This is a genomic window from Cobetia sp. Dlab-2-AX (genome assembly GCF_024124625.1).
Classification (GTDB): Bacteria; Pseudomonadota; Gammaproteobacteria; order Pseudomonadales; family Halomonadaceae; genus Cobetia.
Genome location: NZ_JAMXRV010000001.1, coordinates 495,752 through 510,935, shown reverse-complemented (window position 1 = coordinate 510,935; position 15,184 = coordinate 495,752). Strand labels below are relative to the sequence as shown.

Genomic DNA, 15,184 nt, shown 5'->3' with positions numbered 1-15,184 from the left:
TTGCGAATGGAGCGCTACACTGAGTTATATATGAATGCTCTAATCCAGAGGCGCCCATGCTGATCAAGGATTGCGATTCACGGGAATACGACCTGCTGGTGCTCGAGGTGCTGGCGCAGGATGCTGCGCTTGCCGCGCCCGAGCGCCACAAGGTGCTGGAGGCCCTGCGTGCGATACGTGCCCGTCAGGCGCGTCGCCGTGCACTGGCAAGCCAGCTGGATGCCTTGTTGGGGACGCGGGATGATTGGGTCGTGCTGCATGATGTGCGCCTGACGCAGGCAGAGGGCGTGATCGAGATCGATCACCTGCTGATCAACAGCCTCATGCAGGTCTGGGTGCTGGATGCCTCCTGTTTTGATCTGACGCTCTCGATCACCCCCTTCGGTGAGCTGTTGGCCCATGGCGGACGAGTCGCGCGGGGGAGCGAGACACCCACTGGCGAAGATGGTGCCATGGCGCATGCCGTGACGCCGTGTCCCTTGCAGACGATCCCTGAGCGTAGCCGCGCCATCATGCAATGGCTGGAGGCCTCCTCGTTGCTGCCTGTGCGGCTGGGGATGACGCTGCAGCCGCAATTGCGCTATCGCATCCTGGTGGCCGATGCGGCTCAGGTCAGCCGACCGCCGGAAGATATCGTGGACAGTCGTGCGCTGCTGTCCTTCGCGCGCCTCAAGCGTCAGTGCCTGCAGGTGAGTGGCAAGACCGCTTACGTGACACGGCTGCGCAGTTTTACCCACCGCCTTGATCAGCGCCGCCTGCGCCAGCTGGGGCGCGCCATCGCGACCCGGCATGTGGCCCCCAATACGGATTGGGTGGCAAAGCTGGGCCTGGCCGCTGACGTGCGCGCGACGGAGGACGACGCTGCCACTCCGCTGTCCCCGCTGGCCTATCTATGGCAACCGCCGCCATCGCCTGAAGAGCTGGCGCGGACCTCAGGTGGAAGCGCTGCCATGGCGGTAGAGTCTGAGGACAAGGAGGGAGCGCCGGATGACACGACGCTGGCGGTCCAGCGTGGCGTGACATCTACAGCTGCCCTGAAACGGCAGTGCGGTTTTGGGGGGCGAGGGCTGCAGGCCGCGCATTGGCAGCCCGGGCACCCGGCGCTGGACCAGGCTCAGGGGCAGGCCCGGCACCAGGACAGCCAAGCAGATCCCGCTAGCCCGCAGACGGCAGGCGAGCAGCCGAGGACTGTGCCCGGCAATCAGCAGGGCGCGTCTTCCGCCCAGTCACAGGATGAGGATGGCTTGCCGCGCTGCCAGGGCTGTCGGCGTTGGCTCTCCAGCGAGAGTGTCGACTTCTGTCGCCAGACAGAGCAGGCGCGCGTGCTGGGCGGGCGCCTGCTCTGCAAACGCTGTCGCGACGCCTCATGCCAGTGAGGGATAAGCACGGCGCTCTCCTCAAGTTCAGCCTTTCAGCTTCGGGCTTCTGTCTCAGCCCTCTGTCCTAGTTCTCTATCCTCCCAGCCCTATGGCCCAGTCTGGTGTTCCAGGGGCGTGGTGTGTGGCATGACGGGGCCCCAAGGCGTCAATTTTCTTTTCGGCTTCTGATTGTTTTTCTCCAGTGTAATCAGCCAACTGCATCAATCAGGGCGTACAGACCAGTCGTTGCGATGTTTTTGATGTTGCAGTGCAACAAAGACTGTCTTATGCTGCTTTGCAGCGAGGATGGAACCTGGTCGATAGCACTATCTGACCGCGACGGCTTGATAGTGACGGCTTGATAATGATGGCTCGGTCACTACGGTGCACCAGCCCGGTTCAGTCCTGATAACCGAACGGAGCAACGCTCCGGTTCATTTCAGTGTGATGCCAATACCCTGGAGGTGCCTACATGTTCAATGCCAACTTCGAGAAGTCCGCTCAGCAGTTCGACGATATGTTCCTGTCTCCGCTGCGTGCGTTCAGCGCCCTGAGCATCGATTACAGCGAGAAGCTGATCGGCGCACAGATGGAACTGACCAAGTCCTATGCTGATGCTTCCCTGACCCAGGCGCGTTCCATGCTCGAGATCAAGGACAGCGAAGGTCTGAAGAACTTCGTCAAGGAGCAGCAGGAAACCGTCAAGACTCTGGGCGAGAAGCTGCAGAACGACACCCAGAAAGTGGTCGAGCTGAACCAAGAATACGCCAAGAAAGGTCAGGAACTGGCAGAAAGCAACGCCAAGTCCGCCTCCGAGGCCATGCAGAAAGCCGCCAAGTAAGCGATTGCTGCCGACGCTCTCAGGCGAGCGTCCTCAACGCCCATCCGGTCTTCCGGGTGGGCGTTCGCGTGTCTGGAGTATCGCTGAGCAGGTGGGGAGGCGCGCGACGCTAGCGGCGAGCGCTGCCTTGGGCCACAATGACCTGCCACGCCGCCGGTGATTGCCGGCGGCATTTATTCGATCAGTGACAGGTGATAGACATGGCACAGGCCACAGCGCGTCATATTCTCGTTTCCAGCGAAGAACAGTGTGCAGCTCTCAAGACCGAAATCGAGAACGGCCGCGATTTCGCTGATGCCGCTCGCGAGCACTCCTCTTGCCCGTCCGGCCGCAGTGGCGGCGACCTGGGTGCCTTCGGTCCGGGCATGATGGTCAAGGAATTCGACGAAGTCGTGTTCAGCGCCCCCATCAACACCGTGCAGGGCCCGGTGAAGACCCAGTTCGGTTATCACCTGCTGGAAGTCACCAGCCGCACGTGAGCCTTCTGTCACGCTCATGAGATGTCATGAGCCTCTGGCAGGATGTGACGAAAACGCCCCGACCATCACTGGTCGGGGCGTTTTTTTGTGTCGCTTGGAAAGTCAGCTTTCCTGTGCGTCAGGCGCTTGGCTAGACCTCCTGATAGAGCTGGCTGCCTTCACGCTTGAACTTGTCGGCCTGTTCCTGCATGCCGGCCATCACGCTGTCGGCATCGCCGGTCAGACCATGCTCATTGGCGTAATCGCGCACTTCCTGGGTGATCTTCATCGAGCAGAACTTCGGCCCGCACATGGAGCAGAAGTGGGCGACCTTGGCCGAGTCCTTGGGCAGCGTCTCATCGTGGAAGCTGCGCGCGGTGTCCGGGTCCAGGCCCAGATTGAACTGGTCTTCCCAGCGGAACTCGAAGCGCGCCTTGGAGAGCGCATTGTCACGGCGTTGCGCGCCCGGATGGCCCTTGGCCAGATCGGCGGCATGTGCGGCGATCTTGTAGGTGATGATGCCGGTCTTGACGTCGTCCTTGTTGGGCAGGCCCAGGTGCTCCTTGGGGGTCACGTAGCAGAGCATGGCGCAGCCGAACCAGCCGATCATCGCGGCGCCGATGCCGGAGGTGATGTGGTCGTAGCCCGGGGCGATGTCGGTGGTCAGCGGGCCGAGGGTGTAGAAGGGCGCCTCGTCACACTCGCTGAGTTGCTTGTCCATGTTCTCCTTGATCAGGTGCATCGGCACGTGACCCGGGCCTTCGATCATGACCTGGACATCGTGCTGCCAGGCGATCCTGGTCAGCTCGCCGAGGGTCTCGAGCTCGCCGAACTGGGCGGCGTCATTGGCATCGGCCACCGAGCCCGGGCGCAGGCCATCGCCCAGTGACAGGCTGATGTCGTAGGCCTTGCAGATCTCGCAGATGTCCTCGAAGTGGCGATAGAGGAAGCTTTCCTCATGATGCGCCAGACACCATTTGGCCATGATCGAGCCACCGCGCGAGACGATGCCGGTCACGCGATTGGCGGTCAGCGGCACGTAGCGCAGCAGGACGCCGGCATGGATGGTGAAGTAGTCGACGCCTTGCTCGGCCTGTTCGATCAGCGTATCGCGGAAGATTTCCCAATCGAGGTTCTCGGCCACGCCATCAACCTTCTCCAGCGCCTGATAGATCGGCACCGTGCCGATGGGCACGGGAGAGTTGCGCAGAATCCATTCACGGGTCTCGTGGATATTGGCGCCGGTCGAGAGATCCATCACGGTGTCGGAGCCCCAACGGATCGCCCAGGTCATCTTGTCGACCTCTTCCTCGATGGAGGAGGTGACCGCCGAGTTGCCCAGATTGCCGTTGACCTTTACCAGGAAGTTACGACCGATGATCATCGGCTCGCTTTCCGGGTGATTGATGTTGGCGGGGATGATGGCGCGACCGCGTGCGACTTCCTCACGCACGAATTCGGCGGTGATCTCGTCGGGCAGGTTGGCGCCGAAGCTGTGGCCCGGATGCTGATGGCCCAGGATGCTTTCCACGGAGTCACTGCCCCGATATTCCTCACGCAGCGCGATGCGACGCTGGTTCTCGCGAATCGCGATGTATTCCATCTCCGGCGTGATGATGCCCTGGCGCGCATAGTGCAGTTGGGTGACATTCTTGCCCGGTAGAGCGCGGCGCGGGCGATGGTTGAGCTCGAAGCGCAGTGACGCCAGGCGCAGGTCGGCCTGACGCACGCGGCCGTATTCACTGCTCAGCTGATTGAGTTGTTCGGTATCGCCGCGCTCCTGGATCCACTGTTCACGCAGCGGCGCCAGACCTCGGCGAATGTCGATCTCGACCGCCGGGTCGGTGTAGGGGCCGGAGGTATCGTAGACGACGATCGGCGGATTCTCTTCCAGACCGCTGGAGGTCTGGGTTGGCGAGCAGCCGATCTCGCGCATGGGCACGCGAATGTCCGGGCGGGAGCCTTCGATATAGATCTTGCGTGAGCCGCTCAGTGGCGCGATGGCGGCGGCGTCGACGCGTGCTTCGCTGGCAAGGTGGCGGCTGCCATCCTTGCGACCGGCACGCGCGCGTGCCTTGGGGGCAGACTCAGGCTGCGAGGCGAGCGGTGACTCGGCGGCGTTGGTAGCTTGTGGGTCTTGGGTTGTCGGGGCAGTGCTCATGCAGGTCTCCTCAAAGGGCGACGTCACGGCTGACGTCATCATGGGAAGACCGTGCGCAGGGAGAGGATGGTCGTCGCCAGCTCCTTGCCAGCAGGTGGCCCGGGAGCGAGGCGGCCGCGCGCAGCGGCTGGCCATCAGCTTGATTTCCTACGCCGGTCCTAACCGGTTCAGGTTCCACGGGACCCCTTGCTGGCAAGCTCGCGCGTCAGGGCGGCGAAGCATGCATGCAGGATCTCAGCCGGTTCCACCGGCACCCCGTCAAGCGTGTGCAGATTTCAATGCGAGAGGGTGTTGTCCGAAGCGTCAGGCTTGCCCCGGGGAGCGTTCTAGCATCCAGGCTCTGTTGGCCTGTCAGTCGTGCCATCCATGGAGGATGGCGTCATCCCGAGCGACTCATGGCGAGCGCCGGGATGTCAGTCCGTCATGACTCAGGCGCGATCGAGGCCCATCTGCCAGAAGTCGATCTCGAGTCGCGTGGCGTCCCGGAAGACATCGACCAGTTCACCCAGTCGGCGCTCCGAGACTTCCGAGAGCCGCGCATCCAGCCATTCACGCTCGGCTTCGACGGCTTCCTTGAAGTCATCGCTTGAGTACATCGCGATCCAGTCCGCGTACGGGTTGTTCTCGATCTCGGTGGTGTCCTGATCGAGCAGCCACTCGGCGATCTCGCCGTAGCCGATCAGGCAGGGCGCGAGCGCCACGTGCAGATCGAGCAGGTCGCCGCGCTGGCCGCAATCGAGCACGTAACGGGTATAGGCCAGGGTGGCGCGGGATTCCGGCAGCTCGCTCAGGTCATCCTCGCTGATGCCCCACTCGCGGCAGTAGCCGATATGCAGATCGAGCTCGGTATTGAGGATGGTGTCGAGACTGGCCGTGGCCTGACGCAGCTCCGCGAGGGTGCGGCTCTTGTAGGCGGCCAGCGCCCAGGCACGCGCGAAGTGGATCAGGAACAGGTAGTCCTGCTGCAGGTAGTGGCGAAAGGACTCCTCCGGCAGACGGCCTTCGCCCAGCTGGCGAACGAAGTCGTGCTCGAGATAGTCACGCCATTCCTCGGCGCAGGCACTGGTCAGGTCGTTGAAACTGGGCATGACACATCCCTCGGTGAGCGTGCTGACGACCCGTGATGGGACGACAGGTCTCTGGCGCAAGTGTGGCCAGTACCGGAACAGGAGCAGGGGAAAAGCGGGGGAGGTGCCGACAGTCACCGTGAGAAAGTGGTGACGATATCGAGTGGCATCGCTTCGCGCTTGATCCCTACGCCGGTACTAGCCGGATCAGGTTCGGCGGGATCGTCATTCACGCAAGGACGTTGCCTGCGCATGACATCTCAGCCGGTCTTACCGGCACCCCGTCAAGCTGTGACATATGAGTCACGATGCAGCGAGTGTAACAGCCCTGCGGCGCAGAAGAAGGGCAGTGTGAGCAAAAATGCATACGACTTTGGGAGGCATGCCGAAGGTGTGAAGAGCCTCAGGCGGGCTTATAAAGAGCCTCAAGCGGGCTTGTGATGAGCCTCAAGCGGGCTTGTGATGAGCCTCGAGCGGGTTTGTAGAAAGCCGTGAGCGGGTTCATGCAAAGCCTCAAGCGGCAAGGTCGGCCATGAGCGCCGGCAGGTGGCGCGACAGTCGCGCAAGGTCACGTGGCTCATCGACATCCCAGCTGGTCGGCAGGCAAGCGGTCGTTCTCCCCGCCCGTGCCAACAGCGTCAGGGTGTCCCGGCAGACATGGGCATGACTCCAGTGGGGCAGCAGGAAGGCTTGCGGGCAGCACGCCTTGAGGCCGATCAAGCCATAGCCGCCATCGTAGGTGGGTTGCAGCACCGCGTCGTGAGTGCGCAGTCTGTGGGCTGCCTCGCGCAGACGCTGGCTGTCCAGCGCCGGCAGGTCGGAGCCCATCAGCAGCACCGGCCCTTCGGGCAGATGTCGGGCCATGGCCCGGGACATTCGCTCACCGAGATCCCCCTGCGGCTGTGCTTCGAAGGTGAGGTTGGCAGAAGCATCGACAGTACTTCGCAGCCGGGCTTCCAGCGCCACCTGCAGAGCCGCCTGTTCAGGGGCCTGACTCGACGGCTCGGCAGCGGGCGTCAGCATCACCACGACCTTGCCGAGATGCGCGGCGCAGGCCTGGTCAACGATATGGCTCAGCATCCGCTCATAGAGTCGAGCTGCGCCCTCGGGTCCGAGTGCGGGGATCAGACGTGTCTTGCAATGGCCGGCGATGGGCAGGCGACCGAAGATGATGAGGGTCGGGCGCACCTCTGACGCGGCATCAGTTGTGGGCAAGGTAGGCAACGTCGCATCACGCATGGGGCATGCCGCGCTGCTCACAGGCCTGCGCCGCGGCGCGATAGCCGTAGAGGCGTGCCAGACGTGTGGGAGAGACCCCACACCAGGCCGCCAGTCGCAGTCCCCACATCTTGACGATGGTGCGCCAGACGCCCTGGGTGTCCCAGCGTCGACCGCTGGTGGTAACGCGCGCTGTCAGGTTCATTGGCGGTGTCAAATGCTTGAGCTGGGCACTCAACCAGATATCTTCCATCAATGGCATGTCGGCAAAGCCGCCGATGGCCTCGAAGGTCGAGCGCTGCACGAACTGGGTCTGGTCGCCCGTGCTGATGCTGGTCAGCCGCGAGCGCAGATTCATCATGATGGCGATCACCGGTAACCACGGCGACTCGCCCTTGATGCTGACATCGAAGCGGCCCCAGTCGCTGCGGCGATGCGTCGTGACGGCCTCTTTCAGCAATGCCAGCGCATTGTCGGGCAAGTCGGTATCGGCATGCAGAAACAGCAGCCATTCCCCGCGCGCGCGCGCGGCTCCGGCGTTCATCTGGCGTGCTCGGCCCGGCTCACTGCTCAGCACGGCATCACACAGCGGACGGGCCAGTGAGGGGGTGCCATCCGTCGAACCACCATCCACCACGATCACTTCACAGTCCCCTCCCGCGCGCAGGCGATTCAGGGCGATCAGGGTTTGCACGATGCCGGCTGCCTCGTCATGCACCGGCATCACGATGCTCAGCCAGGGAGCGCGCGTCAGATGCGTGCATGTGCTCGGCAAGGAGTCACGGCTGGCAGGCGTCCGTGCTGCTGAGGGTGGCTGCTGATTCATGGCGGCAGGCTCCGACGATGGCGTATTCGTTGGATCATACGCAGGAGTTCGTAGGCTAGATGCACGAGCGAGAGACGCTCCCTCAACGCGTCATCGTTCATTAAACGCTTGGCGTCGGGCCAGTGTCGCTCAGTGGCCACATGATGACCAGAAGGCCATTGGGTGCATGCGGGGGCACGGGACTACATTTCTGTAATTCGAAGGCGGGGCATGAACGACCAGGTTCTAGAGTCTGCAGCAGGCAAGCACTTCATTCATCGGCCCTATTTACAGGCCCTATTCACAGGTCTTGTTCATAGGCTCTCTGCCAAGCATCTCCTGGAAAGAGAGCCTGAAGAGAGGGCTTGGAGAGAGCGCGTGACTAAGGGCCAGGGCCTCGCTTCAAAAGCCCGTTCTGCTGAAGGTCAGGCCATCAATCGAAGGTGAGGCCATCAATCGAAGGTGAGGCGATAGAGGCCAGCCGCGCCGCTATCCGAGGTGAAGTACAGGCTGCCATCAGGGCCGAACAGGACATCGAGCGGGCGAATCCAGCGCTGACCGCTGCTGCTGTCCTGCAGGCCGGTCAGCACTGGCACCAGACGTGCTTCAGTGTCTGGCGTCGCCAACTTGAGGCCCAGCAGGCGAGGCTCACGACGGCTGGCCGGGTCACCCGCCGCGTTGCCGGAGGGCGCCGTGCCCCAGCTGCCGTGAACGGCCACCACGACATCCATGTCTGCGGCCAATGGATGATCTGGCGGTACCATCGCGATTCCCATTGGCGCACTGCGAGCGGGAACCTCGGCCAGTGGCGGCGCAATCTCGTCACGCTCGCGCGGTGAATCGCTCGTGATGCAGTCATCCGTATGCCAGCGGCCATCGACCCACTGATACCAGGGCATGCCATGGAAGCTGCCTTCGCGGGCTGCGACCACCAGCTCGCGAGGTTGCTCATAGCCCCAGTGGTCGGGGCCGTTGTTGGTGGCCAGCAGGCGCGGCTCATCTTCCATGCCCAGCTGCCAGGCGAGGCCCACCGGGTTGCGCAGCCCGCTGGCCCAGGGTTGCCAGTGCGGGGCATCGCCGGATTCCTCAAGGCGCAGCACGCCGCCTCGGCGTTCACTGAAGGAGTAGCCCTGCTCGCTGCCTGCGAGATATTGATTCGAGCAATTGCCCTGGATGCCCAGCGCCAGATAGAGGCCGCCATCAGGCCCGAGACTCAGGGTGCGCGAGTTGTGGCCACCGCCGCCGGGCAGGGCGATCAGCTCACGAAAGTCATCGCGGGTGAGAGATTCGCCGTGTGAATAGTCGGCGATCAGCAAGGCTGCAGTGGTCGCGACATAGAGCTTGTCGCCGCGTACCACCAGCGAGTGAGGGTAGCCCGACAGTTCGACCAGCGTCTTCACGGCAGATAGGTTGCCGTCCGGCGTCAGCTGAGCGCGATAGACACGCTCGGCCCGCGAGCCGATCAGCAGCTCGCCAGCGTCAGTGAGATGCAGCATGCGTGGACTGTCGAGTGAGGCCAGCCGCTCGAGCGTGGCGCCCTCAGGCAGCTTGAGCGCAGGGGCATCACTGGGCACTTCCTGAGCGCTCACCAGCGACAGTGAGGAAGCGGCATCTGTCTTGGCTTGGGCTGGTAGAGACAAGGCGAGACAGGCCGCCGCGGCACCTGTGACCAGGCGTGTCGCCACACGTGTTGCCAACCTTGTCGCCAAGCCTGTCACCAGACTTGCCGGCAGGCGTGTCGATACTGCCCGAGACAGTGAGGGGCGCCGGGGCGATGCGCCACTTGTGAGGTAAGCGACGTGAGCGGCGTGAGTCTCGATCGGCATCCTTGCCTCCTGTCATTGAGCCATGCGCATTCAGTCTGGGAGCTGATGGCCTGTTGCGCCAGTGCTGCCCTCAGCCGTGCTTGCTGGCCTTGCGGCGATGCTTGAAGTAACGGCGCCAGCCCTTGAGCGAGAAGAAGGAATAGGTGCGCGCATAGAAGCGGGCTTCCTGCCAGCCCGGTTGTTGCTCCATTTCCTGCGGGCTCTTGCGCCAGCGCTTGTATTCCCACTGATACTGGGCCGGCGCCAAGGCGATCGCCGATTCCACCGAGGCATTCACCCCGCGTGCCGAGGCGACTTCCTCTTCGCAATAGACACCTTCATCCGCGGCGAGGAAGTGGATGGCGAAGCCATGGCCATCTTCCAGGCGTTGGGCGACACCGGTGACGACGCGTGCATCGGTTCTCGCCACCAGCTTGGGCAAAAGGGTGGCGGTATAGGCGGGGCGGCCATAGAAGTCGGCGAAGACGCCGCTGCCACGACCCGGCTCCTGATCCGGCAGTATGCCGATCGCTTCGGCGCGCTTGAGTGCCTTGAGCAAGGCAGCCACGCCGCGCGAGTTGGTGGGCACCAGGCTCGCGCCCATGCGTTCACGGCCATTGCGGATGATCGGGTCGAGGCGCTCGAACTTGGGCGGCTCGTACATGGCGGTGAACGGGAAGTGGCTGGAGAGCCAGAAATTGAGCACTTCCCAGTTGCCGAAGTGCGGCGCCAGCACGATGACACCGCGCCCCTCGGCGCGCGCCTCGTCGAGCAGGTTGCGGCCGTGGACCTCGAGAATCGAATCGCGCACGGCGTCTTCATCGCCCAGCCACACCTTGCCCAGTTCCAGCATGGTGGCGGTGGAATGCGCGAGGCTGTCGCTTGCCAGACGCGCGCGCGCCTGTTTGTCGAGCTGCGGGAAGGCCTGGCCAAGATTCTGGCGCGTGACCCGACGCTCGCGGGGATTGCACAGCTGCACCATACGCGCCAACGGGCGCGCCAGCCACCAGAGCTGACGGGTGCTGAGCCCGGCCAGTCGTTGCCACAGACAGGCCACGGAGTTGGCCTTGAGAGGAGTCAGGCGCTGTTCCATGGCCTGTTCGAACCGCTTGAGAGTCTTGTCCATCGTCACACGTGAAGTTCCGGTGGTCTGGCGTGAAAGATCGCGACTGTCTGACGCGAAGGCAGGCGCCGTGACATCGTCAGGTGTCGCGGTGCCGCACTCGAATGATGTTCATTGTGCCAGAGGGGGGCGGTGCCTGCAGGCTCCATCGCGGCAGGCGCAATACACTGGCGCGGGGTATCATTCAGCACTCAGACCGTCGCCACCTTCGATACGTTCACCTGCTGCGGAATTGCTCGTGCCGCCGCGGTGTCGCGCGTGGCGGCGAGTTGTCACCGCCAGCCGTGTGGTGACATCGACCCTCATCGCCAGTGTCCCTTGCCGCGGAGCCCTGATGTCAGCCCCTGATTCCCCCGTTCCCTATCCGCCTTCAGATACTGTCTGCCCGCTGTGTGAGGCGCCCCGGTGCCAGCATGTACTGCACCTGGTACAGCGACGCAGGCCATGCCCCGACACCGGTAAGCGACCGCCCGCCGATGAGCGTGATTACCTGCGCTGCCCGGAATGTCATCTGCTGTATCTGGCGCCGTCCCAGCGCCTGGATGCCAGGGCAGAGCAGGACATCTACGACCAGCACGAGAATGACCCGGCAGACCCGCGTTATCGAAGCTTCCTGGCCAGGCTCTTCACGCCGATGTGCGAGCGGCTCGCGGCCGGTGTCAGCGGGCTCGATTTCGGCTGTGGACCGGGGCCTGCCTTGGCGCAGATGTTCGAGGAGGCGGGCCATCCGATGACGCTTCACGACCTCTATTATCATCCGAACCCGGCCGCGCTCACCCGCCAGCATGACTTCATCGTCAGCACCGAGGTGATCGAGCATCTCTACGCCCCGGGAGAAGTCTTCCGCCAGTGGTTGCGCTGCCTCAAGCCCGGCGGCCTGCTGGGGGTGATGACCCAGCCCGCCTCGGATGACCCGGAAGCGCTCAGGCGCTGGCACTACCTGCGTGACCCGACGCATGTGTGCCTGTTCAGCCCGGCGACCTTTGCCTGGCTGGCGCGTACGCACGGACTCGAGCTTGAGCAGGTCGCCAACGACAGTGTCATCTTCCGCGTGCCCCGATCCGCCTGACAAGAGCGCGGGGCAGGGCATGGGACAGGGCGCGGGACAGGGCATGGATAGAGCGCAGGACAGGGCGCAGCGGCACGAAAGAAGACATGGTCGCCAAATGACGCAAAAAGGCTTGGATTTGGCGCGGACTGTCACTATATTGCCCGCGCCTTGACGTATTCTCGCAGGGCAAATTCCCTCTCCCGACGATATCCGCACCTTGCGGCATTGGCTGATCGCTGACTGGCGGCCGGCCGAGGATCTGGTCATGCCCCGTCATCTGCTGTTGATGTCCCTTGCACCCCTGCTCGGCCTTGCCTTGCTGGGGATCGGTAACGCCATGCTGACCTCGCTGGTCCCGTTGCGGCTGTCTGCCACCGGCGTCTCGAGCGAGGCGATCGGCCTGATCAGCTCGGCCTACTATCTGGGCCTCGGGCTCGGCGCGCTGGTCAACGACCGCCTGCTGCTGCGCATCGGCCATATCCGCGCCTATGCCGGCTTCGCTTCGCTGGTGGCGGTCGCGGCACTGGCCATGGGGCTGGGGGACCACCCGGTGGTGTGGTTCCTGCTGCGCATGATGATCGGCTGGTCGCTGGTCGGAGTGTATCTGGTCATCGAGAGCTGGCTGCTGAGCGCCGCCGACCCCGCCGTGCGCGGGCGTCTGCTGGCGCTCTACATGATCGTGCTCTACGGCGCGGGGGTGCTCGGTCAGCTGCTGCTGGGCGTGACTGCCATGTTGAGCCTCGAGGCAGCTTTCATGCTGGTGGCGATGCTGGCGGCGGCCTCGGTATTGCCGCTGGTACTGCTGCCGCGTGTCTCGCCGCTGATCGAACAGTCCGAACCCCTGAGCCCGTGGCGCCTGATTCGCATCACACCGACGGGCGTGTTCGGTTGCCTGGCCTCGGGACTGGTGGTGGCGGTCATCTACAGTCTGCTGCCTCTGGCGCTGGGCGATGGCGGCATCCTGAGCACCGCGGAGATCGGTCAACGCATGGCGCTGGTGATTCTTGGTGGCATGTTGCTGCAATACCCCATCGGCCGCTGGTCTGACAGCCATGATCGCCAGCAGGTGCTGATCATTCTGTCGATCGCCATCGTCGGCTTCGCCGCCTTGCTGATGGGGCCGGCCCGCGAGGGCATCGCCCAGCTGACGGTGCTGTTCCTGCTCGGCGGCGCCGCTTTCACCCTCTATCCGGTGGCGGTCAGCCATGCTGCCGACCGTGCGCCCGCCGGCGCCCTGGTGCGCATGAGTCAGGGCCTGCTGTTGATCAATGCGGTGGGGTCGACCCTGTCACCGCCGGCGGTATCGTTGCCGATGGCCGAAATGGGCGCGATGCCCGGCATGGCGCTGAGTCTGGCGGTGATGGGTGGCGGCATGCTGCTCTTCTTCGTCTGGCGACGCGTGATGCGCCCGGCGCCACAGCCGTTGGCGCCCTTCGAGACCCATGCCCCGCAGACACCGCTGGGCACCGAGCTTGCGGTCGGGCCTGAACTGGTCGAGGCCGCCGAAGAGCACCTGCGTGACGCCGAAGCCGATGACCCGCTGGTCGAGGTCACGCGTGAGCTGGTCGCTGACATGCCGGAGCTGATCACGGAGGCCTCGCTGGACAGCCTCGAGGAGATCGAGGTCAAGGAGGAGCAGGCCTTGCAGGAAGAGCGAACGCTCCCGAAATAGTCACCTTTCAGATCAGCGTGCCGGGTCGACCAGATTGCCCTGTGAGCTGTTGCGCCGGAACCAGCCGGTGACACTGGCGCGCGCCTGATGCGTCGGCAGCACCTCATGGGGGATCTGCTCGGAAAGGAAGCACACGAAGGTGCCGGCCTCGGGGGTGACGCGCGCCATTTCGCGGCTGTCATCCTCGGGGTCGTAGAGCACGATCTCGCCGCCGCCATCGCGCGGCCAGTCCTCATTGAGATAGAGCACGCTGGAGATCAGGCGATTGCCGCGGCCGCGAAAGCTGTCGAGATGCTTCTTGTAGAAGCTGCCGACCGGATAGTGGGCGAAGTGGGCCTCATACTCGAACAGCCCCAGATAGAGGGCGCGGTTGAGCTCATCCTTGAGCACGTTCATCGCTTCCAGGTAGGCGCGCTGGGCACGCGAATTGCGGTCCAGCCAGCGAATCGCGTCGCCGCGGATGTCCGGGCGCAGATCATGCTCGCGTCCGCGCCCGATACCCGCCGCCGTCAATTGCTGCCGCGTCTCCAGCGCCGTCAGTTCATCATTGAGCTGGGCGATGACCTGGCGCGGCAGGAAATCGGGGCGCACGCTGTAGCCATGCTCGACCAGTTCATCGATCAGCAGGTTCAGCGCGACAGGGTCCAGCAGTGGGGCGGGTGCAGGTACAGCGGGCATCAGGCGCTCCGAACGGGAAGTGGCATGGCATCGTGGGCGAGGAGTTATAGTCCAGTGCCATTGTCGGTGCAATATTGTCAGGGCAATGGCAGCGGTGCGATGCCATCAGGGCGATGACATCAGGGCGATGACATCAGGGCAATGGCGAGCCGCTTGGCGGGAACACACCTTGCCTGGTTCAGGTGCTCTGGAGCTCTGGAGCTCATTAACTCAGGAGTTCAGGAGTTCAGGAGTTCAGGAGTTCAGGGTCTTGAGCTTCAGGGCCGAGGCGGCACGGGGCGCGGCGGCAGATGGCGCAGCGGTGCACCAGGCGGTGGCGCTGCCTTGAGGCTCACGGCATGGCCGAAGCCGATGGCCATCAGTTCGACCAGCATCATCGAGGACAGCCCCCACAGCACCTGGTCGGCCACGCGATAGCTGGGCACGTACCAGGTCTCGTCACCGACGGTGATCACGTCGGTATGCTCGCGCTCGTCCTTGAGCAACATGCTCAGCGGCATCTCGAAGATCTGCTCGATCTCGCCGGGGTCAGCGCGCAGCGGCAGGTCGGCGGGAATGCGTCCGACAAAGGGCGTGACATGCATGCCGTGCAGGGAAATCACGTCGCTCAGCTGGCCGAAGACCTCCACGGCGCTGGGCGGTAGCGCGACTTCTTCCTCGGCTTCGCGCAGCGCGGTGGCCAACAGATTGCTATCATCGGGTTCGGCCTTGCCGCCGGGAAAGGCCACCTGGCCGGGGTGCTGGCTGAGATGGCTGGCGCGACGCGTGAGCAGCAGCGTCGGTTCGGGACGATCGATCAGCGCGATCAGGACGGCGGCGCGTGGCAGCTGGTGGTCGGTCGCAAGGGGTTGATGTGCTTGCAGGCGTTGGCGCAGGGCTTCTAGCATGTCGTTTCCTCGTAGGCATTCATGATGTGGCGCGAGGGTCCTGGCGGTCAAGGCGACTGC

Annotated in this window: 13 protein-coding genes and 2 riboswitches; of the genes, 5 read left to right on the top strand and 8 right to left on the bottom strand. The window is 63.9% G+C overall.

Translation table 11 applies throughout. From position 1 onward, the window contains the following. Positions 1-56: 56 nt before the first annotated feature. From NH396_RS02220 to NH396_RS02210, 3 genes are all read left to right on the top strand, one after another. Entirely contained in the window at positions 57-1,376 is a 1,320-nt protein-coding gene (locus NH396_RS02220; RefSeq protein ID WP_253061265.1) for a nuclease-related domain-containing protein, read from the top strand. A 454-nt stretch (positions 1,377-1,830) separates the two neighbouring features. Next, on the top strand, positions 1,831-2,199 hold the full coding sequence (locus tag NH396_RS02215; RefSeq protein WP_253061263.1) for a phasin family protein: 369 nt from the start codon (positions 1,831-1,833) through the stop codon (positions 2,197-2,199). A gap of 200 nt (positions 2,200-2,399) precedes the next feature. Beyond that, positions 2,400-2,678 (top strand): peptidylprolyl isomerase, encoded by a 279-nt coding sequence (locus tag NH396_RS02210; RefSeq protein ID WP_043331408.1) that lies wholly within the window; start codon positions 2,400-2,402, stop codon positions 2,676-2,678. 130 nt (positions 2,679-2,808) lie between these two features. On the opposite strand, the gene thiC is transcribed toward NH396_RS02210, so the two are convergent. From thiC to NH396_RS02180, 6 genes are all read right to left on the bottom strand, one after another. After that, complete coding sequence (gene thiC / locus NH396_RS02205; RefSeq protein WP_253061261.1) at positions 2,809-4,818, bottom strand: phosphomethylpyrimidine synthase ThiC; 2,010 nt, start codon at positions 4,816-4,818, stop codon at positions 2,809-2,811. A 126-nt stretch (positions 4,819-4,944) separates the two neighbouring features. Continuing rightward, a riboswitch (TPP riboswitch) is annotated at positions 4,945-5,086 on the bottom strand. 160 nt (positions 5,087-5,246) lie between these two features. Next, positions 5,247-5,906: a thiaminase II gene (gene tenA / locus NH396_RS02200; protein ID WP_176677661.1), complete on the bottom strand. Its 660-nt coding sequence runs from the start codon at positions 5,904-5,906 to the stop codon at positions 5,247-5,249. A 146-nt stretch (positions 5,907-6,052) separates the two neighbouring features. Continuing rightward, positions 6,053-6,179: riboswitch (TPP riboswitch) on the bottom strand. A gap of 219 nt (positions 6,180-6,398) precedes the next feature. Next, positions 6,399-7,100, bottom strand: a complete 702-nt coding sequence (locus NH396_RS02195; protein WP_253061259.1) for a TIGR04282 family arsenosugar biosynthesis glycosyltransferase — start codon at positions 7,098-7,100, stop codon at positions 6,399-6,401. A 16-nt stretch (positions 7,101-7,116) separates the two neighbouring features. Next, complete coding sequence (locus tag NH396_RS02190; RefSeq protein WP_253061257.1) at positions 7,117-7,929, bottom strand: TIGR04283 family arsenosugar biosynthesis glycosyltransferase; 813 nt, start codon at positions 7,927-7,929, stop codon at positions 7,117-7,119. A gap of 431 nt (positions 7,930-8,360) precedes the next feature. After that, a complete protein-coding gene (locus NH396_RS02185) occupies positions 8,361-9,605 on the bottom strand; it encodes a sugar dehydrogenase (protein ID WP_253061255.1) in 1,245 nt (414 codons plus the stop codon). Between the two features lie 199 nt (positions 9,606-9,804). Further along, the gene (locus NH396_RS02180; protein WP_253061253.1) at positions 9,805-10,839 is read right to left on the bottom strand and encodes a lysophospholipid acyltransferase family protein; all 1,035 of its coding nucleotides are present in this window, start codon (positions 10,837-10,839) and stop codon (positions 9,805-9,807) included. Between the two features lie 331 nt (positions 10,840-11,170). On the opposite strand from NH396_RS02180, the gene NH396_RS02175 reads away from it, so the two are divergent. After that, a complete protein-coding gene (locus tag NH396_RS02175) occupies positions 11,171-11,905 on the top strand; it encodes a class I SAM-dependent methyltransferase (RefSeq protein WP_253061251.1) in 735 nt (244 codons plus the stop codon). Between the two features lie 247 nt (positions 11,906-12,152). Continuing rightward, positions 12,153-13,559: an MFS transporter gene (locus tag NH396_RS02170; RefSeq protein ID WP_253061249.1), complete on the top strand. Its 1,407-nt coding sequence runs from the start codon at positions 12,153-12,155 to the stop codon at positions 13,557-13,559. A gap of 12 nt (positions 13,560-13,571) precedes the next feature. Here NH396_RS02170 and NH396_RS02165 read toward each other — a convergent pair whose 3' ends face one another. After that, positions 13,572-14,237 carry a 2OG-Fe(II) oxygenase gene (locus NH396_RS02165; protein ID WP_253061247.1) on the bottom strand — a complete coding sequence of 222 codons (666 nt, stop codon included), beginning with the start codon at positions 14,235-14,237 and terminating at the stop codon, positions 13,572-13,574. Positions 14,238-14,494: 257 nt separating this feature from the next. Further along, positions 14,495-15,124: a CoA pyrophosphatase gene (locus tag NH396_RS02160; protein WP_176677655.1), complete on the bottom strand. Its 630-nt coding sequence runs from the start codon at positions 15,122-15,124 to the stop codon at positions 14,495-14,497. Positions 15,125-15,184 lie beyond the last annotated feature (60 nt).